This is a genomic window from Streptomyces sp. NPDC093094, from assembly GCF_044754345.1.
GTDB lineage: Bacteria > Actinomycetota > Actinomycetes > Streptomycetales > Streptomycetaceae > Streptomyces.
In genome coordinates this window covers 220,373-244,600 of the sequence record NZ_JBIVOX010000005.1, presented here as the reverse complement: position 1 = coordinate 244,600, position 24,228 = coordinate 220,373, and the positions used below count along the sequence as shown (strand labels likewise).

At 72.5% G+C, this 24,228-nt stretch carries 25 protein-coding genes and 1 tRNA gene; 11 read left to right on the top strand and 15 right to left on the bottom strand.

Annotated features, from left to right (window positions below; genetic code table 11):
- The first annotated feature begins 73 nt into the window (after positions 1-73).
- From ACIQGV_RS12240 to ACIQGV_RS12225, 4 genes are all read left to right on the top strand, one after another.
- Complete coding sequence (locus ACIQGV_RS12240; protein WP_402493576.1) at positions 74-2,368, top strand: (Fe-S)-binding protein; 2,295 nt, start codon at positions 74-76, stop codon at positions 2,366-2,368.
- Between the two features lie 259 nt (positions 2,369-2,627).
- A complete protein-coding gene (locus ACIQGV_RS12235; RefSeq protein ID WP_402493574.1) occupies positions 2,628-3,914 on the top strand; it encodes an FG-GAP repeat domain-containing protein in 1,287 nt (428 codons plus the stop codon).
- A 44-nt stretch (positions 3,915-3,958) separates the two neighbouring features.
- A complete protein-coding gene (locus ACIQGV_RS12230) occupies positions 3,959-5,017 on the top strand; it encodes a Yip1 family protein (protein WP_402493573.1) in 1,059 nt (352 codons plus the stop codon).
- A gap of 1,595 nt (positions 5,018-6,612) precedes the next feature.
- Positions 6,613-6,984, top strand: a complete 372-nt coding sequence (locus tag ACIQGV_RS12225) for a hypothetical protein (RefSeq protein ID WP_402493571.1) — start codon at positions 6,613-6,615, stop codon at positions 6,982-6,984.
- A 124-nt stretch (positions 6,985-7,108) separates the two neighbouring features.
- On the opposite strand, the gene ACIQGV_RS12220 is transcribed toward ACIQGV_RS12225, so the two are convergent.
- Positions 7,109-7,564, bottom strand: coding sequence for a hypothetical protein (locus ACIQGV_RS12220; protein ID WP_402493569.1), 456 nt, complete (start codon positions 7,562-7,564; stop codon positions 7,109-7,111).
- 165 nt (positions 7,565-7,729) lie between these two features.
- On the opposite strand from ACIQGV_RS12220, the gene ACIQGV_RS12215 reads away from it, so the two are divergent.
- Positions 7,730-8,086, top strand: a complete 357-nt coding sequence (locus ACIQGV_RS12215; RefSeq protein WP_402493567.1) for a VOC family protein — start codon at positions 7,730-7,732, stop codon at positions 8,084-8,086.
- 19 nt (positions 8,087-8,105) lie between these two features.
- Here ACIQGV_RS12215 and ACIQGV_RS12210 read toward each other — a convergent pair whose 3' ends face one another.
- The 3 genes from ACIQGV_RS12210 to ACIQGV_RS12200 all read right to left on the bottom strand — a co-directional run bounded on the left by ACIQGV_RS12210 (position 8,106) and on the right by ACIQGV_RS12200 (position 9,413).
- Positions 8,106-8,615, bottom strand: a complete 510-nt coding sequence (locus tag ACIQGV_RS12210) for a phosphoribosyltransferase (RefSeq protein WP_402493565.1) — start codon at positions 8,613-8,615, stop codon at positions 8,106-8,108.
- Positions 8,616-8,619: 4 nt separating this feature from the next.
- Positions 8,620-9,195 carry a dCTP deaminase gene (dcd, locus tag ACIQGV_RS12205; protein WP_402493563.1) on the bottom strand — a complete coding sequence of 192 codons (576 nt, stop codon included), beginning with the start codon at positions 9,193-9,195 and terminating at the stop codon, positions 8,620-8,622.
- A 95-nt stretch (positions 9,196-9,290) separates the two neighbouring features.
- On the bottom strand, positions 9,291-9,413 hold the full coding sequence (locus ACIQGV_RS12200; protein WP_402494130.1) for a hypothetical protein: 123 nt from the start codon (positions 9,411-9,413) through the stop codon (positions 9,291-9,293).
- Between the two features lie 314 nt (positions 9,414-9,727).
- Here ACIQGV_RS12200 and ACIQGV_RS12195 point away from each other — a divergent pair.
- Positions 9,728-9,801 (top strand) — tRNA-Gly (locus ACIQGV_RS12195).
- A 171-nt stretch (positions 9,802-9,972) separates the two neighbouring features.
- Here ACIQGV_RS12195 and ACIQGV_RS12190 read toward each other — a convergent pair.
- Complete coding sequence (locus ACIQGV_RS12190) at positions 9,973-10,767, bottom strand: DUF2637 domain-containing protein (protein WP_402493561.1); 795 nt, start codon at positions 10,765-10,767, stop codon at positions 9,973-9,975.
- A gap of 15 nt (positions 10,768-10,782) precedes the next feature.
- Entirely contained in the window at positions 10,783-10,971 is a 189-nt protein-coding gene (locus ACIQGV_RS12185) for a hypothetical protein (RefSeq protein WP_402493559.1), read from the bottom strand.
- A gap of 460 nt (positions 10,972-11,431) precedes the next feature.
- Between ACIQGV_RS12185 and ACIQGV_RS12180 the strand changes: the two genes are divergently transcribed.
- The 3 genes from ACIQGV_RS12180 to ACIQGV_RS12170 all read left to right on the top strand — a co-directional run bounded on the left by ACIQGV_RS12180 (position 11,432) and on the right by ACIQGV_RS12170 (position 13,144).
- Positions 11,432-12,202, top strand: coding sequence for a polysaccharide deacetylase family protein (locus tag ACIQGV_RS12180; protein ID WP_402493557.1), 771 nt, complete (start codon positions 11,432-11,434; stop codon positions 12,200-12,202).
- Positions 12,203-12,387: 185 nt separating this feature from the next.
- Positions 12,388-12,609 carry a hypothetical protein gene (locus ACIQGV_RS12175; RefSeq protein ID WP_402493555.1) on the top strand — a complete coding sequence of 74 codons (222 nt, stop codon included), beginning with the start codon at positions 12,388-12,390 and terminating at the stop codon, positions 12,607-12,609.
- Between the two features lie 361 nt (positions 12,610-12,970).
- On the top strand, positions 12,971-13,144 hold the full coding sequence (locus tag ACIQGV_RS12170; RefSeq protein WP_402493553.1) for a hypothetical protein: 174 nt from the start codon (positions 12,971-12,973) through the stop codon (positions 13,142-13,144).
- 123 nt (positions 13,145-13,267) lie between these two features.
- Here the strand turns inward: ACIQGV_RS12170 and ACIQGV_RS12165 are convergent, their stop codons facing one another.
- Positions 13,268-14,959: a SpoIIE family protein phosphatase gene (locus ACIQGV_RS12165; RefSeq protein WP_402493551.1), complete on the bottom strand. Its 1,692-nt coding sequence runs from the start codon at positions 14,957-14,959 to the stop codon at positions 13,268-13,270.
- A gap of 293 nt (positions 14,960-15,252) precedes the next feature.
- Between ACIQGV_RS12165 and ACIQGV_RS12160 the strand changes: the two genes are divergently transcribed.
- Positions 15,253-15,573, top strand: coding sequence for a GYD domain-containing protein (locus tag ACIQGV_RS12160; RefSeq protein WP_402493549.1), 321 nt, complete (start codon positions 15,253-15,255; stop codon positions 15,571-15,573).
- 58 nt (positions 15,574-15,631) lie between these two features.
- On the opposite strand, the gene ACIQGV_RS12155 is transcribed toward ACIQGV_RS12160, so the two are convergent.
- Positions 15,632-17,008: a DUF5933 domain-containing protein gene (locus tag ACIQGV_RS12155; RefSeq protein WP_402493547.1), complete on the bottom strand. Its 1,377-nt coding sequence runs from the start codon at positions 17,006-17,008 to the stop codon at positions 15,632-15,634.
- A 432-nt stretch (positions 17,009-17,440) separates the two neighbouring features.
- Here ACIQGV_RS12155 and ACIQGV_RS12150 point away from each other — a divergent pair, with 432 nt between their 5' ends.
- Entirely contained in the window at positions 17,441-17,797 is a 357-nt protein-coding gene (locus ACIQGV_RS12150; protein WP_402493545.1) for a PRC-barrel domain-containing protein, read from the top strand.
- A 308-nt stretch (positions 17,798-18,105) separates the two neighbouring features.
- Here the strand turns inward: ACIQGV_RS12150 and ACIQGV_RS12145 are convergent, their stop codons facing one another.
- The 7 genes from ACIQGV_RS12145 to ACIQGV_RS12115 form a co-directional block, all read right to left on the bottom strand.
- On the bottom strand, positions 18,106-19,329 hold the full coding sequence (locus ACIQGV_RS12145; protein WP_402493544.1) for an NAD(P)/FAD-dependent oxidoreductase: 1,224 nt from the start codon (positions 19,327-19,329) through the stop codon (positions 18,106-18,108).
- A gap of 122 nt (positions 19,330-19,451) precedes the next feature.
- A complete protein-coding gene (locus tag ACIQGV_RS12140; RefSeq protein WP_402493543.1) occupies positions 19,452-20,396 on the bottom strand; it encodes an RNA polymerase sigma-70 factor in 945 nt (314 codons plus the stop codon).
- A 23-nt stretch (positions 20,397-20,419) separates the two neighbouring features.
- On the bottom strand, positions 20,420-21,637 hold the full coding sequence (locus ACIQGV_RS12135; RefSeq protein WP_402493541.1) for a serine hydrolase domain-containing protein: 1,218 nt from the start codon (positions 21,635-21,637) through the stop codon (positions 20,420-20,422).
- Between the two features lie 374 nt (positions 21,638-22,011).
- Positions 22,012-22,527 (bottom strand): hypothetical protein, encoded by a 516-nt coding sequence (locus ACIQGV_RS12130; RefSeq protein ID WP_402493539.1) that lies wholly within the window; start codon positions 22,525-22,527, stop codon positions 22,012-22,014.
- Positions 22,511-23,002, bottom strand: a complete 492-nt coding sequence (locus ACIQGV_RS12125; protein ID WP_402493537.1) for an RNA polymerase sigma factor — start codon at positions 23,000-23,002, stop codon at positions 22,511-22,513. Before ACIQGV_RS12125 ends, ACIQGV_RS12130 begins: the two co-directional genes overlap by 17 nt.
- 68 nt (positions 23,003-23,070) lie before the next feature.
- On the bottom strand, positions 23,071-23,739 hold the full coding sequence (locus tag ACIQGV_RS12120) for a class F sortase (protein ID WP_402493536.1): 669 nt from the start codon (positions 23,737-23,739) through the stop codon (positions 23,071-23,073).
- Positions 23,736-24,158 carry a sortase-dependent protein gene (locus ACIQGV_RS12115; RefSeq protein ID WP_402493534.1) on the bottom strand — a complete coding sequence of 141 codons (423 nt, stop codon included), beginning with the start codon at positions 24,156-24,158 and terminating at the stop codon, positions 23,736-23,738. The genes ACIQGV_RS12120 and ACIQGV_RS12115 overlap by 4 nt, the downstream gene beginning before the upstream one ends.
- Between the last annotated feature and the right edge of the window lie 70 nt (positions 24,159-24,228).

Genomic DNA, 24,228 nt, shown 5'->3' with positions numbered 1-24,228 from the left:
TCTCAGAGGACTGTATAAGTTACCGCTTAGTAATCTCCCCGAAGAACCCCTCGCAGGCCCGAGGAGCCCCGAAATGCAACTCGCCGCGATCATCGTGTCGATGGTCCTGATGGCAGTCGGCGTCGCCCTGTTCGGCCGCGCCGTCCTTCAGATCTTCCGGTTCATGATGCTCGGCCAGCCTCTCCCGGCCGGTGCCCGGACCAACGATCCCGTCCTGCGCACCATCACCGTGGTCAAGGAGTTCCTCGGCCACACCCGGATGAACCGCTGGGGCATCGTCGGCATCGCGCACTGGTTCGTGGCGATCGGCTTCTACACGCTGCTGCTGACCATCGTGAACGCCGTCGGACAGCTGTTCCAGGCCGACTGGATCCTGCCGGTCATCGGCGACTGGGCGCCGTACAACGTCTTCGTCGAGTTCATCGGCACCATGACGATCGTCGGCATCCTCGTGCTGATCGCGATCCGCCAGCTGTCGCGGCCGGACCGGCCGGGCCGCAAGTCCCGGTTCGCGGGCTCCAACACCGGCCAGGCGTACTTCGTCGAGACCGTCATCCTCGTCGTCGGCGTCTGCATCTTCATGCTGCACGCCCTCGAAGGCGCCCAGCACCACGTCGACGGCTACGAGGCGTCCTTCTTCGTCTCGTACCCGGTCGTGTCGTGGCTGGAGGGCATGGACCTGTCCACCCTCCAGAACCTCACCTACCTCTTCGCGGGCCTGAAGATCGCGGCGTCCTTCATCTGGATGATCACGGTCTCCCTGAAGACCGACATGGGTGTGGCCTGGCACCGGTTCCTCGGCTTCCCGAACATCTGGTTCAAGCGCAACGCCGACGGCGGGACCGCGCTGGGCGCGCTGCTGCCGATGACCTCCGGCGGCAAGCCGATCGACTTCGCGGACCCGGGCGACGACGACGTCTTCGGCGTCTCCCAGGTCGAGCAGTTCTCCTGGAAGGGCCTGCTGGACTTCTCCACCTGCACCGAGTGCGGCCGCTGCCAGTCGCAGTGCCCGGCGTGGAACACCGGCAAGCCGCTCTCCCCGAAGCTGCTGATCATGTCGCTGCGCGACCACGCCCACGCCAAGGCGCCCTACCTGCTCGCGGGTGGCGGCAAGACCATGGAGGGCGAGGAGAAGGCGTCCGAGGAGCAGCTGGCCGGCGTGCCCGCCGCGGCTCTGGCCGAGGCCGAGCGGCCGCTGATCGGCACCGCCGAGGAGAACGGCGTCATCGACCCGGACGTCCTGTGGTCCTGCACCACCTGCGGCGCCTGTGTCGAGCAGTGCCCCGTCGACATCGAGCACATCGACCACATCGTCGACATGCGCCGCTACCAGGTGATGATCGAGTCCGCGTTCCCGTCCGAGGCGGGCACGATGCTCAAGAACCTGGAGAAGAAGGGCAACCCCTGGGGCCTGGCGAAGAAGCAGCGCCTGGAGTGGACCAAGGAGGTCGACTTCGAGATCCCGGTCGTCGGCCGTGACATCGAGGACCTCACCGAGGTCGAGTACCTCTACTGGGTCGGCTGCGCCGGCGCCCTGGAGGACCGCGCGAAGAAGACCACCAAGGCATTCGCCGAGCTGCTGCACATCGCGGGCGTCAAGTTCGCGATCATGGGCGGCGACGAGAAGTGCACCGGCGACTCCGCCCGCCGCCTCGGCAACGAGCCCCTGTTCCAGGAGCTCGGCATGGAGAACGTCATGGCCCTGAACACGGCGTTCGGCGAGGAGCTGGACGACGAGGGCAAGGTCGTCGCGGAGTCCGCCAGGCCGAGGTCGGCGAAGAAGATCGTCGCCACCTGCCCGCACTGCCTCAACACCCTCGGCAACGAGTACCCGCAGATCGGCGGCGACTACGAGGTCATCCACCACACCCAGCTGCTCCAGCACCTCGTCGACGAGGGCAAGCTGGTCCCGGTGACCCCGGTCGAGGGCATCATCACCTACCACGACCCCTGCTACCTGGGCCGCCACAACAAGATCTACACGCCTCCGCGCGAGATCATCGAGAAGGTCCCGGGCCTGCGCAACGAGGAGATGCACCGCCACAAGGAGCGCGGCTTCTGCTGCGGCGCCGGCGGCGCCCGGATGTGGATGGAGGAGCGGATCGGCAAGCGCATCAACAACGAGCGCGTCGACGAGGCCCTCTCCCTCAACCCCGACATCATCTCCACCGCCTGCCCGTTCTGCCTGGTCATGCTCACCGACTCGGTCAACGGCAAGAAGAACGACGGCAAGGCCAAGGAGTCCGTCCAGGTCGTCGACGTCGCCCAGCTCCTCCTCGACTCGGTCAAGACGCCCGTCCCCGACGAGGAGCCCCCGGCCGGCACCGCCGACTCGGAGAACGAGCCCGAGCCGGAGCCGGTGAAGTAACCGCGCGCCACACGCCGCCGGTCCTGCCCGACGCCCCCCGCCCGCACCGGGCGGGGGGCGTCGTGGGTTCCGGGCGCACGGGAGCCGTACGGGCTGCCGTACGGGCTGCCGTACGGGCTTTTCCGGGGTGGCCGGAGAGGAGGCGACAGGGGCGTTTCGGACTTCCGCTCCGGGCCGGGCCCCGGCACTACCCCCGCAATCGAACGCGTGCTTCACTACTGAGTCGTAGGCAACGGTGCTGACGAGGTGGACGGTGCGGATGCGAACCCTCGGGACGGGTGCGGCGGTGCTCGGCTGCCTTCTCCTGCTGGCGGCCTGCGGCCCCACTCCCGACGGCCCGAAGGCGGCGGCGAAGGACACCTCCCTGAAGGCGGCCCAGGCCCCGGCCCGGCTCCCCGTGCCGCGCGGCGAGGGCAGTGGGACCGCGGACGACTTCAACGGGGACGGACGCCGCGACCTCGTGCTCAACGACCTGGTCAAGGCGCAGGCGCACAGCGACGACGCCGGCATCGGGATCGTCTACGGCGGCCCCGACGGGCTCACGCCCGGCGCCCGGCAGCTGCTGGACCCGGCCCGCCAGGCGGCGCCGACCGACGGCGAGCTGCCGGCCGTGTTCGACGCTGAGGCGAGCTGCGACCTGGACGCGGACGGGTTCACCGACCTCGTCGTGTCGACCGACCCGCCCTTCGACGGACAGGGGCAGCCCCCCGTCCCGCTCCAGATCCTCTTCGGCTCGCCCCAGGGACTCACCGGCAAGGCCGTCAAGCTGGTGATCCCCGCCGCCGCCCGCGCCGGCAACGACTGGCCCGACCAGCCGGTGTGCGGCGACTTCGACGGCGACGACCGGGCCGACCTGGTCGTGCACGCCTCCGACCGGCAACTGAGCTTCCTGAGCGGCCCCTTCGACCGCAAGGGCGCACCGCACGCGGCCGGCGCGCCGCTCCCGTCCCCCGGCAACCTGCCCTCCGGCCCGGTCGCCGACGTCGACCGCGACGGCTACGACGACCTGGTCGTGCGTACCGCCGAGGGCTCCGCCACCGCCGACGTCGTCCTCGGCGGCCCCACCGGCCCCGCCCGCACCGGCGCCGCCCTGCCCGAGGGACGCGACGTGGCCCTCGGGCGCTTCGGCCGCGGCGCGGACCTGGACGCCGCGGTCGGCGGCATCGCCGAGACGGCCCTGCGCTACGACCTCCCGGCCGCCGCACGGGGCGCCCTCGCCCTCGGCGGCTCGCTCCTGGACTCCGCCGACTTCGACGGCGACGGCCTGAGCGAACTCGTCTCCAGCGGCTCCGGGATCCGCGTCCTGCACGGCCGTACGACGGGACCGTCCCCCGAGGACATGGTCACGGTCAGACCCGCCGCCTCCGGCACGTCCCGCGTCCTGGCCGCCGCGGACTTCGACGGCGACGGGCGGGCCGACCTGGTCGTACGGACGTATCTGGGCGAGACGAAGGACACGGTCGCCGTGTATCCGGGCGTGAAGCGGGGGGTGGTCGCCGGGACGCCCGTCGTCACGTTCTCCACGGACGACTTCCTGGCGGACTGAGCCCGCCCCGGGCGCCCAAGTCCCTTACGGGAGGCCCGTAGGGGATGTCACAGCTCGGCCGCAAAGGCGGGTCCGGAGGGCCGGGCCCGGCACGTCACTCTCCGGGACCAGGTACGTTCGAAGACGTGGCTGGATTCAGGATCGGACGCGGCGGCCGGGACGACCGCGCCCCGCAAGCGCGACCGCAACACCCCCCGTACGGACAGGCGCCCCAGGGCCCGTCGTACGGCGGCGCCCCTCAGGGCCCGTCGTACGGCTACCCCTCGGCACCTCAGCCGTACCCGCACCCGCAGGCGCGGCAGCAGCCGCCGGGCGGCCCCGGCGGCCATGGCGGGCACGGCGGCGGCCGGGGCGGACACGGTGGTCAGGGCGGCGGTCAGGGCGGCTGGGGGAACCACGGCGAGCCGGAGTACTTCGGCGGCGACGACCCCTACGCCCAGGGCGGCCACGACCCGTACGCCGCGAACAACGCGGGTCACACCCAGGCGTTCTCCATCGACGACCAGTACCACCAGGGCGAGACCTATCACGCGGGCTCCACGGCCCCGTCCGGCCCGATCGGACCGCGGCTGCACTGGAAGGACCTGCTGCGCGGCATCGTGACCGAGCCGAACCAGACCTTCCTCCAGATGCGCGACTACGCGATGTGGGGCCCGGCCCTGATCGTGACGTTCCTCTACGGCCTGCTCGCCGTCTTCGGCTTCGACGGGGCGCGCGAGGACGCGATCAACGCCACGCTCTCCAACGCCGTGCCGATCGTCCTCACCACGGCCGTGGCCATGGTGCTCAGCGCCTTCGTCCTGGGCGTCGTCACCCACACCCTGGCCCGCCAGCTCGGCGGCGACGGCGCCTGGCAGCCCACGGTCGGGCTGTCCATGCTGATCACGTCGCTCACGGACACCCCCCGCCTGGTCTTCGCCATGTTCGCCGGCGGCGACGCGACCTTCGTGCAGATCCTCGGCTGGGCGACCTGGGTCGCGGCCGGCGCCCTGCTCACGCTGATGGTCAGCCGCTCGCACGACCTGCCCTGGCCGAAGGCTCTCGGTGCCTCGGCGATCCAGCTGCTCGCGCTGCTGTCGATCGTGAAGCTGGGCACGTTCTGAGGACGTAGTCCGGACGCGGACGGAGAAGGGGCTTCCCGCTGCGGGCGGGGAGCCCCTTCCGCATGCCGCGCGACGGGGAGGCCGCGCCGGCCGCCCGGCTCCGTGCCACGTGCGCCGTCCGTGCGCGGCGATTGGCCCGTGCTGCTGATGAATCCATGCATTTCGCCCCGCATGGCCGGAAATCGATCTTCCGCGGGCAAGCATCGCCTGGTGCTCGGGACACCCCCGGGCCGTTCGGGGATGCGCCCGAACACGGTCGAGCAAGGAGCAAGCAGCAGATGAGCCCTGAGCACAGCGGGTCTCGCCTCGGTCCTCTTCCCCGCCGGGCCAACTGGATGGCCTGCGGCGCGTTCGCGTCCCTCGCCCTCGTCCTCACCGGCATGGCCTCGCAGGCCGTAGCCGCCTCGCGGAACCTCGTACCGCCGACGGTGACGCTGCCCTCCGGCGGCGACCGGGGCGAGGACTGCGAGGACGACGACCCCACCTGGCCGCGGATGCACCGCTCGTCGTTCATGAAGACCTGGTCCGGCTACGGCGACGGCGGCTCGGGCTACGGCGACGAGGACCAGCACGGCTGCACGGGCGCGACCGGAGCCACGGGAGCGACGGGCGCCACGGGTGCCACGGGTGCCACGGGTGCCACGGGTGCCACGGGTGCGACAGGTGCGACGGGGGCGACGGGTGCCACCGGCGCCGGTGCCACGGGTGCGACCGGCGCGACCGGCGCCACGGGAGCCACCGGTCCCGCCGGCGGCGCCATCGGCCCAGCCGGACAAGCGGGTGCGACGGGCGACCCGGGTCCGACCGGCCCAACGGGAGCCACGGGTGCGACGGGTGCGACGGGTGAAGCGGGCGAGGCCGGGGCGACGGGTGCCACCGGAGCGACCGGACCCGGCGGCGGCGCGACGGGAGCAACGGGCGCCACAGGCGAAGCAGGCGCCACCGGAGCCACGGGCACGACGGGAGCAACGGGTGCCACCGGAGCCACAGGCGAAGCCGGAGCCACGGGAGCGACCGGCGAAGCGGGTGCCACCGGAGCCACGGGCACGACGGGAGCAACGGGCGCCACCGGAGCCACTGGCACGACGGGAGCAACGGGTGCCACCGGAGCCACAGGCGAATCCGGAGCCACGGGAGCGACCGGCGAAGCAGGCGCCACCGGAGCCACGGGCACGACGGGAGCAACGGGCGCCACCGGAGCCACAGGCACGACGGGAGCAACGGGTGCCACCGGAGCCACAGGCGAATCCGGAGCCACGGGAGCGACCGGCGAAGCAGGCGCCACCGGAGCCACAGGCGAAGCAGGCGCCACCGGCGCGACCGGAGCCACGGGACCCACGGGACCCCCTGCGATCGGCCCCGCCGGACAAGCGGGTGCGACGGGCGACCCGGGTCCGACCGGCGCGACCGGTGCAACGGGAGCCACAGGAGCCGCAGGTGCGACCGGCGGCACCGGAGCCACAGGTGCCACCGGAGCAACCGGCGGCACGGGAGCGACCGGCGGCACCGGCGCGACCGGCGCGACGGGGGCCACCGGTCCCGTCGGCGCGACGGGGGCGGCAGGTGTGGCGGGGCCGTGCACGGACCTCGACAGCATGGCGCCGTCCAACGGCCAGGAGTACACCGCCGTGCTCGTCGGCGGCAACGCCTGGGTCGGGCGCCAGGCACCCCGCGGCACGGCCATCACCTGGGAATACCTGTCGGACAACGGCAACTACCCGGCCAACGCCTGCGGCATCACCATCAGCGACCAGGGCAACGACGCGTACGCCAAGGTCGTGACCACGACCGGCGCCGTGTACCAGACGCACGGCGACACGGTCGGTACGACGTTCGTCTGGGACGAGCCCTGGATCCAGCTCGCCACGCCCTCCGTACCCGCCACCGTCCGGGCCAACGGTTTCAAGGGCGACCTGGCCCGCGGCGGAGATCTCAACAGGATGCCGGGGAACCCGTCCCGCTCCTGAGCGAGGACGGCTCGCCGCCCGGCCTGACACGTGTGCCGTGACCGGCCTCCCGCCGGCCACGGCACACGCAGGTCGTCGGCTCGTCAGGTCCTCGGAAGGGGCCGGTCCTCCGGCCCGGCGTCGTTCACACGGCCGAGGCCGCGTGCCCGTCGCCGGCCTCCTTGTGCATTCCCCAGCACAGGGCCCAGACGACGAAGAGGTTGACGGCGACCAGTGTGAGGGCCCACAGCGGGTAGTACGGCACCCAGAGGAAGTTGGCGATCGCCCCGAGCCCCGCCACGAACACGCCGAAGAAGCGTGCCCACAGGGCCCCGGTGAAGACGGCACACCCCGCGAGGATGAGGAGGACGCCCAGGATGAGGTGCACCCAGCCCCAGCCCGTCAGACTGAACTCGAACACATAGTGGCGCGTCGCCAGGAAGAGGTCGTCCGTGGCGATGGCCGCGATTCCCTCGAAGACCGCCATCGCACCGCCGAAGATCATCAGCGATCCCGCGAGGACGGTGGTGCCCGAGGTGGGCCCGTGCCACGGGCTCGGGTGGTCCTGGGCCGTTCTGGGTCCGGCTGCGTCACTGGCCATGTGGGACTCCTTGGGGGCCCGGGCATCCGGTGAGCCGAGCCTGGGAGCGGTGTGATCCCTCTCAGCGTGGCACGCGGACCCGCCGTCGGCATTCCGAGCGCGGCGCAGGCCCCTCCAGGACGCCGGCGGGCCCCGGCCGCGGGGAACCGGGCCTAGACTCGGCGGATGACCTTGGAATGGGAACAGGTGGTCGTCCACGCGGAGAACCCGGCGGCCCTGGGGCAGTGGTGGGCCGACGCCCTCGGCTGGGTCGTGGTCCACACCTCCGACGACGAGTTCGAGATCCGCGCGGCGCCGGACCGCCTGCCCGGGCTGGACTTCGTCCGCATCGGCGAGAGCAAGAAGGCCAAGAGCCGGCTGCATCTCGACTTCAGGCCCGACGACCAGGCCGCCGAGGTGGCCCGTTTCGAGGCTCATGGCGCGAAGCGTGTCGACATCGGCCAGGGCGAACAGGCGTGGGTCGTCATGGCGGACCCCGAGGGCAACGAGTTCTGCATCCTCGGCGAGCGGCGTCAGCCGTAGGAGCGCGGCCGCCCGGCGGTCAGAGCGCTTCCTTGTTCTCCTTGGGCGCCTCACCCGACCTGCTCACCGGAGGCAGCACACTCCACGGGAAGTTGATCCAGTCGTCGGTGCGCTTCCAGACGTACTCGCACTTCACGAGCGAGTGCGACTTCTCGTAGATGACGGCGGACCGCACCTCGGCGACGTGTTCGAGGCAGAAGTCGTGCACCAGCTTGAGCGTCTTGCCGGTGTCGGCGACGTCGTCGGTGATCAGGATCTTCTTGTCGGAGAAGTCGATGGCGTTGGGGACGGGTGCCAGCATGACCGGCATCTCCAGCGTGGTCCCCACGCCGGTGTAGAACTCGATGTTCACGAGGTGGATGTTCTTGCAGTCCAGGGCGTAGGCCAGGCCACCGGCCACGAACACACCGCCACGGGCGATGGAGAGCACGATGTCGGGCTCGTACCCGTCGTCGGCGATGGTCTGCGCCAGCTCGCGGACGGCGACGCCGAAGCGCTCGTAGGTCAGGTCCTCCCGTACGCCGCTCATGGCCTCACACCTGCGTCCGGTGGAAGTTGACGAAGGACCGGGACGCGGTGGGGCCGCGCTGTCCCTGGTAGCGGGAGCCGTAGCGCTCGCTGCCGTACGGGAACTCGGCCGGCGAGCTGAGCCGGAACATGCACAGCTGGCCGATCTTCATGCCGGGCCAGAGCTTGATGGGGAGCGTGGCCAGGTTGGACAGCTCCAGGGTGACGTGGCCGCTGAAGCCGGGGTCGATGAAGCCGGCCGTGGAGTGGGTGACGAGCCCGAGCCGTCCGAGGGAGGACTTGCCCTCCAGCCGGGAGGCGATGTCGTCGGGCAGGGTGATGACCTCGTAGGTCGAGGCGAGGACGAACTCCCCCGGGTGGAGGATGAACGGCTCGTCCCCCTCCGGCTCCACCAGACGGGTCAGGTCGGCCTGCTCGACGGCGGGGTCGATGTGGGGGTAGCGGTGATTCTCGAACACCCGGAAGAAGCGGTCGAGGCGCACGTCGATGCTCGACGGCTGCACCATGTCGTCGTCGTAGGGATCGATGCGCACCCGTCCGGCGTCGATCTCGGCCCGGATGTCCTTGTCTGAGAGAAGCACGTCCCGAGGATACGCAAGGCGCGCGGACCCGCCACAATCGTGACGACCCCGCGCGCTGAGGATGCCGCTCTCCGGTTACCGGCGGCTACCGAAGGTCACCGCTTCTGGAGCACGACCGGCACGGCGCTGCGCAGCCGCGCGCACCGCGGACATCGCACGAGCCGGCCGGGGCCGAGACGCTCGGCCTGCTGCATCGGGAACGAAGCGGTGCTGAACACGTGCCCATCGGCACATCGGACGAGGGTGCGTTCCATCAAGTCCTAGAGTCCCTTCCCCAAGAGCCGCGTCACGTCTGGCTGGATCCCCGTGACGACGGGGGCTCACATTACGGGATGAAAGGGACCCCCCTCCAGGCGGCGCTCCGGGCCCGTCCGGACCCTCTCGCACGCCCCCACGGTACGCCCCAACTCCCGCCGTCCGCAGCCGCGTCCACCCCCTGAAACCGACTCAGGCCCCCGGGTGCGAACACCGGGGGCCTGCCATGGGGTACAGTGATCGAGCATGATGACACCGGTCCAGACCGGCGTCCTGCGCGGGTGTAGTTTAATGGTAGAACATCAGCTTCCCAAGCTGAGAGCGCGAGTTCGATTCTCGTCACCCGCTCCACGAAGAAGGCCCAGGTCGAAGACCCGGGCCTTTTTGCTGTCCTCGGAGATCGGTCGCCGTGTGCCAGGCCGCCCTCCTGGACGACGCCTTCGGCCGGTGCGGGCCGGCGCGACGGCCCGCACCGGCCGTTCCTCGCTTCGGAATGTTCCCCGAAGGCCCGAGCCGCCGGTGCTACTGGCGGTGGCGGCGGGACACTTGGCGCGGCGGCATGGTCAGTGTGATCTGCCGGACGAGCTGGTGGAAGCACGCCAGGGACGCCACGGCGGGCAGGGCGGCTCCGGCGACACCGGTGAAGGTCTTGTCGGCCTGGGACACGCACAGCACGATCGCCACGGAGGAGAACAGCAGGACGACGAACCACGAATGCAGAGCCCGTCGCCGGTGCAGGGCGGTGCGCAGGACGGAAAGGGAAGCCACCATCCAGGGGCCGTACACAAGAAGAGGCCACTGCGGGAAAACCCCGCTCTTCGTACCGGCCGAGATGCTCTGCAGAGGCGCGTAGGCCACCATTCCGCCGAAAACGCTGACCATCGCCACGATCACGGCGACAAATGCGAGGATCACCAGGCTGCCGGTCTGCAGCCACTTGAACCGGGGTTTGCGGACCCGGATCTTCCGATGTCCGGCGGCGGAGCGCCGGATGGGCGGAAGCTGCGCGGTGATCTTCGCCAGATTCTCCATCGGGTCGCTGAATTCGACGCCGGGCGGCGACTCGCTGCGAGGGGGCGGCACCACGGCCACCTGCTCCGGCGGAGCGGCCGCCGGCTCCGCCGGGACGGCCTCCTGCAGGAGATAGGCGAGTTCCTCGACCGGGTCCCAGCCCGCGTCGGGGGGCAGCACCACGGGTGTCCCCGGGTGCAGTGCATCGGCCGTGGCGCCCTGCCAGTCGGCACCCGGCCCGTACGCGTACGGGTCGGAATACCATTCGTGCCGCGCAAGGGAGGGATCCGCGTAGTCTCGATTCACAGAAATACGCCCCCTTCACGCACAGTCTGCGTGGAAGTCGAACTTTTCCTGACCGCTCCACCGCTGGTCCAGTTCCTCCTGGAGCACCTCCAGCAGCGCGAGGAACTCGCGGAGCAGTGACTCAGTGACCTGGAGCTCGACTCGCACGTCGCCCCCGCGCAGGGCGTCACGCAGTAAGAGGGCCGAGTTTTCCGTGCCAGGCACGCAGGTATATTTCCCGGCTTTCACACCGCGGGCGGCGGGCGGTTCTTCCTTCCCCGTGTCGCGGCGAGGCAGGCCGTGAGACCTTGCTTTCGTCATATCCCGCTAACGCCACTCACACTCCTCCGGATGCGCGGCAAAAGAGTGACCCTGACGCGGGAGAAATGGAGGAGAACATTTCTTCATTCATGTCATTCTCACCTCGCTCTCCACGTCATGGGCCGGGCGGACCGCCTTCTCGGATCCTCTTGTGCGGGGCTCCTCGGGTGGACGGTGCCCCCGCCCCGGAGACCTCGGCCGCCGCTGCCCGGTCCCGGCCGCCGCCCGGCCGGTTGTCCGCGAACTCCCCCGGAAATGTCCTCGATTGGTAACGGAGGGATCCCCCGGCACCCGCCTCTCGTCCTACCCGTTGGTCGCGACGCGACCGGGGCGGGCGAGGTACTGGACGAAAGCGGGGGCGGACATGGGGCGGCACAGCGGGCGGGGCTGGTACGGCAAGGTGGTCGGGGCGGCGCTCGGGGTGACCATGCTCGCCGTGGGTGCCTCGGTGTGGACCGCGCAGGCCGGTCCCGTGGGCGGCTCGTCGCCGAAGGCGGCCCCGTCGGCGACGCCGGGCACGGACGTCAAGCCGGTCGCGGTGACCATCGCGCACTCCTCGGACAAGGGGGAGCGTGGCGTCAACATCACCATCGACGACGGCCCCGACCCCGTGTGGACCCCCCAAGTGCTCGACGTGCTGCGGGAGTACGGGGTGAAGGCCACGTTCTGCATGGTGGGGACGCAGGCACAGGCCCACCCGGACCTCGTGAAGAAGGTCGTCGCGGACGGGCACCTGCTGTGCAACCACTCGGTGTCGCACGACACCACCATGGACAAGCAGTCCCGGGCCTACCAGTCGCAGCAGATACTCGACGCCGAACGCATGATCACCAAGGCGTCCGGAGGCGTACGGCCCCTGTACTACCGCGCGCCGGGAGGGGCCTTCACCCCCTACAGCCGCTCGGTCGCCGCCGCCCGCGGCATGCGTCCGCTGGGCTGGAACGTGGACACCAAGGACTTCGAGCAGCCGGGCGCGGACGCGATCGTCGCCACCGTGCAGCGGGAGCTGCCCAACGGGCCGACCCTCCTCTTCCACGACGCGGGCGGCGACCGTTCCCAGACGGTCGAGGCGCTGCGGCGGATCCTTCCCTGGCTCAAGGAGCAGGGATACGCCTTCGGCTTCCCGGTGCGCTGAGCTCCGCGTGCATGACCGGCAGGGCGGCGGGAAAAGCTGTCAACCCTGCCGGCGAAGGAGTTCTACGGCCGATTTTCGCCGTAGAGGGTCTCGAAACACCAGGTCAGCGACGTGACGCGGCAGCCCTGTCCGGATCTGTGCCGATGGCCACAGCGAGCGGGATGCTCATGGGCTCATACTGAGCCATGACAAAGCCTGCGGCAGCGAAGCGTCACCTGCCCACCAGCCCCTTCAGCGCCCCGGTCGTACCGGCTCCCAAACACTTCGCCATGGGCGATCAGGTCACGCACGACGTGTACGGCCTCGGGCGGGTGATCGGCATCGAGGACGGAACCGCGGCGCTCGTGGATTTCGGCTCCACCCAGAGGCGGATCCCGAGCCCGTACACCAAGATGACCAAGCTGTAGGACCGCAGCAGTGCCCGGTCACGGCACGCCAGGGCCTCTCGGGGACCTGTGACGAAAGGCAGACCTCTCATCGAACCGACATCGCTGTTCTCCGCGCTGGAAGGGCAACCCCGCCGTTCCACTGCGCCGTCGCCGCCTCCGGCGACAAATCCCTTCCAGGCCCCGGACTTCGGAGAGGACGAGACCTTCTGGTCCGAGGACGGACAGGAGTCCGAGGACGCGGCTGCCTAGCGGCGGCAGTCGTCGGGCGGACCCCGGAACGCCTTGTGCCGCCCCGAGGACGTACGGCACGGAAGCCGTGCCGAGGCGTGTCGCCTCCCTGTCCCGTGGGCACTCGGCCGGGGAGCGGGGAGGTAGGGACATGAGTACCGGAGAGAAGGTCAAGGCGAAGGCCGAACAGGTCGCGGGGAAGACCGTACGGAAAGCGGCCCACGCGATGCACAAGGAGACCCTCGCGGCGAAGGGTGCCGCCCTGGAGACGCGGGGCAGGCTGCGGGGCGCGAAGGAGAAGGCCAAGGACTCCTTCAGACGCTGACGCGGGCACGGACGTGCCGCACCGCGTGCAGAAGAAGCCCGCCGTGTCCGGACCGGACGGCCACGGCGGGCTTCTCGCGTCCCCCGGCCGGTCCCCGGCCGGATCCCCCCCGGCCGGTCCCGTTCAGCCGGAGGGGTCCGGTGCGTGGCGTATGGCCAGGAGGGCCACGTCGTCGTCGTTGTCCGGGGGGCGGGCGCGGGACAGCAGGAGGTCCGTGAACGACTCCAGGGGGTGGCGGGACAGGGCGGCGGCGTGCCGGCGCAGGCGGTCGAGGCCCTCGTCCAGGGAATGGCCGGGGGACTCGATGAGGCCGTCGGTGTAGAGGAGCAGGGTCGCCCCGGCCGGCACCTCCACCGTCGCGTCGGGGCGGACCCGCTCGGGGGCGACACCCAGCAGGATCCCGTGGCCTTCGGTGAGGTAGTGCGCGGCTCCCTCGCGGGTGACCAGCAGCGGCGGCGGATGGCCCGCGTTGGTCCAGGACAGCTCGCACCGGCCGGCGGCGTTCTCGGTCATGCGGGCGAAGACCAGCGTGGCCATGGAGACCTCGGCGATGTTCAGGGTCGCCTCGTCGAGCCATTCGACGATCTTGCTCGGCGGCCTCTGCTGCGACAGGGCGTACGCGCGCAGCATGTTGCGCAGCTGAGCCATGCCGGCCGCCGCCTCCAGATCGTGGCCGACGACGTCGCCGACGGCGAGAGCGGTGGCGCCGTCCGGCAGGGTGAACGCGTCGTACCAGTCACCGCCGACCTGGGAGGCGTCCGGTGCGGGCAGGTAGCGGACGGTCATGGCGCGGCCCGGCGCGCGCGGGAGCCTGGGCAGCAGATGGCGCTGCATGGTCTCGGCGATCTTGCGCTGGCGCTGGTAGAGGCGGGCGTTCTCCAGGGCGAGACTGGCGCGGCGGGCGATGTCCTCCAGCAGGGCGGTGTCGATGGCGGAGAACCGTTCGGGCTGGTCGGCCCGGCCGAGGGTGAGGGCGCCCATGACCTCGTGCAGGCTGCGCAGCGGGACCATGATCGCCGAGTGCATGCCGGTCTCCTCGAACAGACGCCGCTGTTCCACCGCGACATCGGAGTCGGGCGGCCCCTGGTAGGTCTCCGGGCCGGCGTAGGAGGAAGCGACGCCGCGCAGGGCGCGGGACAGGGGCATCGAGGACTCCTGCGGCACGCGCGGCATGGGCCCCTGGAGGTCGTCCCGGAACACCACGGTGCCGCCCTCCGCGTGGGCCACGGCGAAGCGCGTCACCTCGTCGCTCTCGCCGAGCAGATCGATGACGGCCCAGTCGGCGAGGCGGGGCACCACGAGGCCGACCAGACGGCGCAGCGCCTCATGGATGTTCAGCGTGGAGGTCAGCAGGGTGGTGGTCTCGGCGAGCAGGGCGAGCCGCTCCAGTTCGGAGAGCCGTCCGTCGGCCGGCGGCCGCTGCGGGGGCCGCCCGGGATCTCCCGCGGAGTGGAACAGGACGAGCGTGGCCGACGGGTGCACTCCGGTGTCGCAGGGGGTTGCCAGCCAGGCCACCGGCAGCAGCGTGCCGTCGCCGCGTTCGAGCCATGCTTCGTCGCCCTGGTCCGTGTGCCCGCCGAGCACGCTCCGGCGCAGTCGGCACTGGGCCCGCGGCACCGGCTCCCCCCAGCTGGTGCGGTGCAGCAGGTCATGGGCGTCCTGGCCGACCAGACCGGAGGCGGTGCGGGCGAGAAGCTGTTCGCAGCGCGCGTTGACGGCCACGATGCGGCCCTCCTCGTCCGCCACGTAGGCGCCCGTGCCCAGGCTGTCCAGGGCGCGGGCGACCGCTTCCTCGGAACCGACCGAGCGCGTCATGGCCTGCCTCCCGTCGGGGAACGTGCCGGGGCCGCCCTGCCGTTTCCGGGTTCCCCCTGCGTCACAGGCGATGCCCTGGCCGGGAACGGGTACGGGTACGGGTACACGCCGCAGCCGCACCCCGCCGGCAGCCGCAGCCCGCCGGTGACCGGTCACCGGCGTACCGCCGACCACCCGCCCGGGTGAATCCGCGCGGGCGTCGGGCGCCGGACGTGCGGTGGCGGGAAGGGCAGTCCCGTGCCGGACCAGTCGTACCGGACCAGTCGTGCCGGCCGCGGGCAGGGAGTGTTCCTATGGCGAAGTTCCTCATTCAGGCCGGCTACACGTCCGAGGGGACGAAGGGGCTGCTCGCGGAGGGCGCGAGCGGGCGCCGGGCCGCTGTCGAGCAGGTCGTGGGCGGGCTCGGCGGGACGGTCGAGGCGATGTACTTCGCCTTCGGCGAGGACGATCTCGTGTGCGTCATCGATTTTCCCGACCCGGTCTCCATGGCGGCCGTGGCCCTCCATGTGAAGGCGAGCGGCGCGCTGCGCACGCGCGCCACTCCCCTGCTCACGGTCGAGGAGATCGACGAGGCCGCCCGCCGGCAGGTCGGCTTCCGGCCTCCCGGCGCCTGACGCCCCGGCCCCCGGTCCCGGTCCCGGGGGCGGGTTCCGGGGGTGGCGGGCCCGGGCCTCAGATCAGCTCGGGCTGCGGGTCGGGGCGCGGGGCCGGGACGGGCTTCGGTTCCCAGAGCGCGGTGGTGCGTACGTAGGCGTGGACGACCGAGGCCGTCACCAGGACGAGCAGGGGCCCCGTCAGCCACGGGTGCGCGGCGAGCTGCTGCGGCAGGAAGCGGTAGGACAGCAGGAGCGCGGTGAAGACGACGGCCCCGTGGGCGACCAGGCGCAGACCGCGCCGGTCCCAGCCGTGGTCGTACGTGCGCAGGGCGGCCTCGACCGTGAGGACGAACACCACTCCGGCGAGGAGGTCGGCGCCGTAGTGGTAGCCGAATCCGAGGGTCGCGGTGAGGGTGGCGACCAGCCAGAACGTGCCAGCGAAGCGCAGCACCTGCGGGCCCCTGCGGGAGTGGATGAAGATCGCGGTGGCCCATGCCGTGTGCAGGCTGGGCATGCAGTTGCGCGGGGTGACCTCGTCGAACGGCATGAGCTGCGGAGCGCCGGGCGGCGGCGTCGTGCGCGGCCACAGGTCGCCCACGGCCCATGCCCCGCTGGGCGGCGTCCCGGGTGTCCACAGGCTGACCGAGGCCCAGTGCTCGGTGCCGGTGCCGTAGGCGAAGAGCGGCCCGACCACCGGGTAGATCATGTAGAACGCCGGCCCGATGAGGCCGATCACCAGGAAGCTGCGTACCAGGTGGTGGCGCGGGAAGCGGCGCTCGGCGGCCACGTGGCGCAGCTGGTACAGCGAGACGGCGACCGCGGCCACGGCGAGCTGGCCGTAGACGACGTCGAGGAAGTTGAAGCCGACCGGACCGGTGGCCGTGACGAACCGGCCCACCAGCCACGACGGATCGCCCAGCGCGTGGTCGGCGGTCGCCACGTACTGGTCGAGCACCGTCGGACGGGTCTGCGAGGTGATGAACAGCCAGGTGTCGCCGGTCTTGCGGCCGGCCACCAGGAGCAGCCCCAGGCCGGCGCCCTTCAGCAGCAGGAGGCGTTCGCCTCCGGTGCGGCGGGTGACGGCGACGACGGCACAGCCGAGGATCACCCACAGCGCGCCGTTGCCGAAGGGATGGCCGCCGTCCGTCCCGGCGCCGGTGGTCCAGCGGACCGCCAGGAAGACGACGTCGGCACCGGCCGCCGCGGCCAGCGCGAGAAGACGCTGCCGCCAGGTGAGCACCACCATCGTCAGCGCCAGGGCGGCGTACAGCAGGCCGCCCGACTTGGGGGCGAGGACCAGCTCCTGGGCCTGCTCGGTGAGCGGCCCCGGTGTGTCCAGGCGCCGCGCCACCACCTCCAGCGCCACGAGGAAGCCGAGGGCGACGACAGCCACCGCGGCCCAGAGCGCCGCCCGTGGACGACGCCGGACGGAGAGCGCGACCCTCCGGGACATGCGCGCAAGGTGCTGCGGTGGTATTCGTCTCACGTCTCGGCTGCTTCGCTGGATGTCGGTCGGGTCAAAGCGGTCTGAGCGGTCGGAACGGGTTCGTCCGTCACAGCGGTTCGTCGGAGAAAGACGAAGAGACGGCGGTCCGGGTTGCGGCCGAGCGAAGCACAGCGAATCCGAGCAGGTCAATAACCGTGTGTCCGCCGGGCTCCGCGGCGCACGGGCTCCGGCGCACCGGCTTTTGCGGGCCGGGCCGTGCGGCTGCCGCGGGAGTAGCGTGGAGGCGGGGCCGAGGGGCAGGACGGGCGCCTCCGCCGGCCCCGCGCACGCCGGTACGGACCAGCCGGTGCCGGGTCCGCGCACGCCGGTGCGGACCCGCCGGTGCCGGGTCCGCCGGTACCGGCCCGGTGCAGATCCCCGTACAGACATGGAGCAGACATGATCCACGCGGCCGATGTCCGGGAGTGGCGCGAGTACGCCGTGGTCGACCCCAAGGGGCGGAAGATCGGCACGCTCGAAGCGGTCTACGTGGACACCTCCACGGACGAACCGGCCATGGCGACGGTGCGGACGGGGCTGCCGACCCGGCAGCGGCTGGTCTTCGTGCCGCTCGACGAGGTGGTGCTGGGGCCGGGCTACGTCCGCGTCTCCCACGCCAAGAACACGGTGCGCAAGGCCCCTTGGATCGGTACGGACGACGTCCTGCCGGCCGCGGAGGAGGAGACGGTCTTCCGTTACTACGGCCTGGAGTACCGGCCGGGCGTCCCGGGCGGACGTCAGCTCGCGCGCCGCTGACCGCCGGGAGGGGCTGCGCCGATGGTGACCTTTCTGCTGGTGCTCCTGCTGGCCGTGGCACTCGGGATCATCGGTGCGGCGGCGGACGGGCTGGGATGGCTGCTGGCCCTGGGGATCGTGCTCTTCGTGGCGGACGCGGCCGTCGCCGCGGTGGTGGCTCCCGGCGCATGCGGCGCCCCTCGCGCTGACGCCGCCCGTGCCTGTGGAGCCCGCCCATGCGGGGCTGCCCGCCCGTCCGTCGGTCCGCCCGTCCTCCGCACCGGCGGGCCTCCGCACCGGCGGGCCTCCGCACCGGCCTCGGCGGCGGCTCAGGCCGCTGCCTCGGCCGTCTCCGCGGCCCCCGCCGGGGCCCCTGCCGGCTGCTCGGCCGACGACGGCCGTACGACCCGGCGGCGGCGTGCCGGCATCGGCAGCGGGTGGGCGACGCCCCACGCCGCGCCCTTGCAGATCAGCTCCTTGTACCGGGCGGCGAGCCGGCCGGTGAGGGCCGAGCCGACGGCACGGTCGTCGGCGGTGACGAACTGGATGAGGCCCTCGCCGCGGCCGAGGGAGACGCACTGCTGGAAGTAGCGCAGCGGGACGGTCGGGACCTTGCCGCCGGTGAGGCGGGCCGCGATGGCGTCGGCGGCCTGCCAGGCGGTCGGCACGCCCGAGGCGCAGGACATGCGCAGGGGCTTGTCGGCGGGGCCCGTCGCGAGGGCGGCGTCGCCGACGGCGTAGACGTCCGGGTGGGAGACCGAGCGCATGGTGCGGTCGACGACGATCTGCCCGGTGTCACCGACCTCCAGGGTGGTGGCCCGCGCGATCGGGTGGACGGCGAAGCCGGTGGTCCACACGGTGACCGCGGCGGGGATCTCCGTGCCGTCGGCGGTGACGACGTGGCCGGCCTCCACGGCGGTGACCGCGGCGTGCTCGTGGACCCTGATGCCGAGCCCGGCGAAGACCTTGCGGAGGTGGCCGCGGCCCTTGCCGGAGAGCCAGTCGCCGAAGGCGCCGTGGGCGACGAGGGCGACGTCGAGGTCCGGGCGGGCCTCGGCGATCTCGGTCGCGGCCTCCAGACCGGTGAGGCCGCCGCCGACGACGGTGACGGTCTCCCCGGCCCCCAGGCCCGCCAGTCGCTCGCGCAGACGGAGGGCGCCGGGGCGGCTCGCGATCTCGTGGGCGTGCTCGGCGGTACCGGGGACGCCCTGGTCGTTCCAGCCGCTGCCGAGGGCGTGGACGAGGGTGTCGTACTCCAGTGTCCGCTCGGCGCCGTCCGCGTCGGTGACCGCCACCGACCTGCGGTCCACGTCCACGGCGGTGACCCGCGCCTGCCGGACCTCCACTCCGGTGCCCGCGAACATCTCGTCCAGCGGCCGGGGGGTGAGGTCCTGGCCGGCGGCCAGCTGGTGCAGCCGGACGCGCTCCACGAAGTCGGACTCGGCGTTGACGAGAGTGATGGCGACGTCGTCGGAGTGCAGCCGCCGGGCGAGGCGGCCGGCCGCGACGGCTCCGGCGTATCCGGCTCCGAGGACGACGATGCGATGCTGCATTTCCCTGCTCCTGTCCGGGCGGGTACGCCCTGTCGGTACGCGGTTCCGCCCCTTGAACCGGGCAGCCCCGCGTTTCCTGACAGGAACAGGATGTGAAGCAGGTCACATTCGACGGCTGTCGCTCAGAGGGCGACGAACAGGGGCTCTCCGTGGTCGGCGGCCGCCCACCGGCGGGTGGCGCGGCCGAGCTTGTCGGGGTTGACCTGGTTGCGGACGGCGACGATGCCCTCGGGGGTGACCTGGAGGCACATGACGCCGACGACCCGGCCGTCGACGACGGCGACCACGGCTGGTTCGCCGTTGGCGGTCGTGGCGTACATGCCGGGCCGGCCCCCGATCAGGGCGCGCTTGACCTCGGCGGGCCTGAACAGTCCCCGGAGGAACTTCGCGACCGCGAGGGCGCCCTCGAACGCCTTGGCGCGGGCCGGGATCTTTCCGCCGCCGTCGCCGACGGACACGACGTCCTGGGTGAGGAGCCGTACGAGCGGCTCGGTCCGGCCGCTGGTGGCTGCCGCGAGGAACTCCTCGACGATCCGCCGGGCGGCCGCCTCGTCGATCTCGGTGCGGGCCCTGCCCTCCGCGATGTGCTTCCGGGCGCGGTGGAGGATCTGCTGGCTGGCGGCCTCGGAGAGGTCGAGGATCTCGGCGATCTCCCGGTGCGGGCAGTCGAACGCCTCCCGCAGCACGTACACCGCCCGCTCGTTGGGGGCGAGGCGCTCCAGGAGGACGAGGACGGCGTACGAGACCGACTCGCGCTGCTCGGCGGTGTCGGCCGGGCCGAGCATCGGGTCCCCCGCGAGCAGCGGCTCGGGCAGCCACTGGCCGACGTAGGTCTCGCGGCGCGCGCGGGCCGAGGTGAGCTGGTTGAGGCAGAGGTTGGTGAGCACCTTCGTCAGCCATGCCTCGGGCACCTCGACCCGGCCGACGTCGGCGCCCTGCCAGCGCAGGAAGGTCTCCTGCACGGCGTCCTCGGCCTCGCTCGCGGAGCCCAGGAGGCGATAGGCGATGGCCTCCAGGCGGGGCCTGGACGCCTCGAACCGTTCCACGTCATTCATGGTCAGGGCCATGCCCAGATCCTAACGACAGACCCCTAACTCGCAGGCAGCGGGCGGTCGTAGACGTTGTCCGGGGTGACGATCTCGGTGATCGCGCGGGCGACCAGCGAGGACGGTTCCTGCCCGGCGGAGAGGACGTCCGTGTTGAGCAGCAGGACCAGCGTGGCCTTCTTCGACGGCAGGTGCACGGCGACGGTCTCGTAGCCCGGGAGGGAGCCGTTGTGGCCGATCCAGCCGCCGGAGTCGAAGATGCCGAGGCCGTAGGAGGTGCCGGGGACGCCGGTCGGCAGGAACCTGAGCCGCTGCCGCTGGGTCTGCGGGCTGAGCAGCGTGCCGTCGGCGAGGATCCCGGCCCAGCGGCGCAGGTCGCGCAGGTCGGAGATCATCGCCCCGGCGGCCCAGGCCCAGCTGGGGTTCCAGTCGGTGGCGTCCTCGATCTCGCCGGAGAGCGTGTCGTTCGTGTAGCCGCGGGCGTGCGGCTCGGGGAAGCGCGCGTCCGTCGGGAACAGCGTGCGGCGCAGACCGGCCGGGCGCAGCACCCGCCGGTGGACGAAGTCGGGCAGGCTCATGCCGCCGGCCTTCTCCACGACCAGGCCCAGCAGGATCAGGTTGGTGTTGGAGTACTGGAACGTCGTGCCCGGGTCGGAGGTGTTGGCGTGCCGGAAGCCGTACGCCAGGAGTTCCTTCGGCGTGAACGAGCGGTGCGGGTCGCTCAGCAGCGCCTGCACGAAGTCGGGGTCGGACGTGTAGGGGTACAGGCCGCTGCGCATCTCGGCGAGGTGGCGCAGGGTGATGCGGGACCCGCCGGGAACGCCCTCGACGTACCGCGAGACCGGGTCGTCCAGGCCGACGCGGCCCTCGTCCACGAGCCGCAGCAGCGCGGTGACGGTGAAGGTCTTGGTGATGCTGCCGATCCGCTGGCGGAAGCCGGTCCGCATCGGCGCGCCCGTGGCCGTGTCGGCGACACCGGTGGCACGGACGTAGGTGCCCCTGCCGGGCATCCACAGGCCGACGACGAGGCCGGGGATGCCCGCCTCGCGGCGGACGTCCTCGATCGCCCGGTCGAGCCGGGCGGTCAGCTCGGGGCCGAGTCCGTCCGGCGGGCAGTCGCGCCGGGCGTGCCGGTCGGCGCTCGCGTGCCGGTCGGCGCCCACGGACGGCACGGCGGTGGCGGGACTCGCGGCGAACGGGGCCAGCACGGATGCCACGAGCAGCGCCGCCGCGAACGGCCGGCGGGGAGGCGTACGTCGCATGGGGGCGCTTCTTTCCTGTTCAGGAGGCATGTCAGTGGCTCACGAGGCAGGATCACCGACCGGGCGGCCGGGAGGTTCCCCGCCCGCGGCAGGGTCCGGTGAGTCCACTCGTACGGAGCCACGGCCCGGCCGACGCGCCCGGCGGCCACCCGGCCGGAACCAGTCGGTGACAGGTGTCGTGCGCGGCTCCTCGGCGGAAGGCTCGTCGGCGTGGCCGGCTGTTCGGTCACCCTGCGCCCGGAAGACCGCGGACGGACTGCTGCCCCGACGGAGGTCTGCCTGCTCGTGCCGTGCCTGGGGCCGGGGTCCAGGGTCCGGGGTCCGGGATCCGGGATCCGGGATCCGGGGTCCGGGGTCCGGGGTCCGGGGTCCGCTCAGGGTGCCTCGGTCGGCGTCGCGGAGGGCTCCTCGGCGGGTGCGGTGGCGCTCGGTGTGGGCACGGGCCCGCCCGCGCCGGAGCCGGACCCCGGCGGCAGGGACGGCGCCGGGGACGACGTGGCGGAGGACGACGTGACCGGCGACGGCGTGGAACCGGGCCGGGTCGGTGAGCCGGACGCCTCCGCCGGGCGGGACGGACGCGGTGTGACGGAGGGGTGCGGCGTGCCCGACGGGTGCGGTGTGCCGGACGTGGGCGCCGGGGCCAGCGGCGGGGCCGGGCGCACCGGGCTCTGCGAGCCGCCGAGGTACAGCGGGAGCGCAGCCAGGGCGAGCGCCGCGCAGGTCAGTCCCGCGCCCGCCGCGGTGCGCAGCAGCCGGCGGCGGGACGCGGCCCGGCGGACCGTCTCGTAGTGGCCCGGGGGCGGTGCCAGGTGCCCGGCCGGCGGGCCGAGGAGCACCGTGAAGGGGTCGTCGGGGCCGAACTCCTCGTCGTCCTCAAAGCGTGTGGTCAAGGCTTCTCCTCAGGTGGACGCGCAGCAGTTCGCGGGCCGCGTGCAGGTCGGCCTTGACGGTTCCCTCCTTGCGCCCGGTCAGCACGGACACCTCCCGGATCGGCATGTCAGCGTAGTAGTGCAGCAGGATCGGGATACGCAGCCGGTCCGGCAGCGACTGGACCAGCAGCCGCACCGCCGGATCGGCCTGTTCGGCGGGTCCCCGTACCGCCGCCTCCGTGGTGGCCCGGCGCACGGCGTTGCGCTCGCGCTCCAGTCTGCGCCAGTGGTCCCGGACGAGGTTGGCCGCCGTGACGTAGAGGAACCCTCGCGGCTCCTCCACCTTCGTCCAGCGCGCCCACAGCCGGGTGAACGCCTCCGAGGCGATCTCGTGGGCGGTCTCGTCGTCGTCGACGAGCCGCCGGCACCAGCCGGCGAGTCGCGGGTACAGGGCGGCGAACAGCTCGGACGCCGCCTGGTCGCGGGACCGTTTCAACGCTCTCCAGGGTCGTGGGGACAGAAAAGGCCGTGAGGCCGTGCGGACCGGTGGTGCCGCGCGCCGGATCAGGCCGCCGACGAGACCAGCACGGCGAAGACGATCACGTTGTCGCGGTACTCGTCGTCGGTGCGGGGACCGCCGCAGGTGATCAGCCGCAGCTCCGGGCGGCTCACGTCACCGTAGACGTCGTCCACGGGGAACTCGGCCTTGGCCACCGTGCGCACCTCGCGGACGGCGAACACCGCCGTGACGCCGTCCGCCAGCCGGACCTCGATCCGGTCCTCGCGCCGCAGCCGTGCCAGACGGCGGAAGACGCCGTCGCCGTGGTCGCCGACGGTGACATGCCCGAGGACGACGGACGGACCGAGCTGACCGGGTGTCGGCGAGTGCCGGTACCAGCCCGCGCGGTCGTGCGCGGTGACCGGCGGCACCTCCACGGTGCCGTCCGCGGCCAGGCCGAGCCGGATGAGCGGGGTGTCGACACCGGCGGCCGGGATCCGCAGCCGCACCGGCTCGGAGCGCCCGAGCGGCCGGGCGCCCGCACCGGCGGACGCGTCCGCGCGGCCCGGGGCCGCGCGACCGGACGGCGTACCGGCGCCCGGGGGTGTGCCGGACGACGTGCCCGGGCCGCTCGCCCGGTCCCGGGATCCGTCCGCGCCGCCCTGGCCGCCGCATCCCGCGAGCAGCACGGCCGCGCCCGCCGCGGCGAACGCGCGCCTGGACAGTGCGGTCATGCGCCGGTCGCCCTCCGGCGGCGTACGACGAAGACGGCCGCTCCGCCCGCCGCCAGCACCGCCGCGGCTCCGGCCGCTCCGGCCGTCCCGGTCATGGAGGACCCGCCGGTCGCCACCTCGCCGGTGTCGGGCGCGCCGCCGGGCACGACGGACACCTGGCCGCCGCCGGAGCCCGTACCGCCGCCCGAGCCCTGGCCGTTGCCGGGCGCCTGCGTCGGCACGGGCGACGGCGCGGCCGACGGCGCCTCGCTGGGTGTGGCCGACGGCGCCTCGCTGGGCACGGCGGACGGCGCGGCGGTCGGGGGCAGGGTGGGGCTGGCGCTCGCCGCCGGGCCCGAGCCGTCCGCCACGGCGGCCCCGCCGCCGGCCAGTACGGCGGCGCAGGCCACGGTCAGGGCACTCAGCACGATCCGTCGCATCGCTTGGCTCTCCTTCGTCAGGGGTCTGACGCGTCAAAACGCTGTCCGATCCGCCGGGTGACGGATCGTG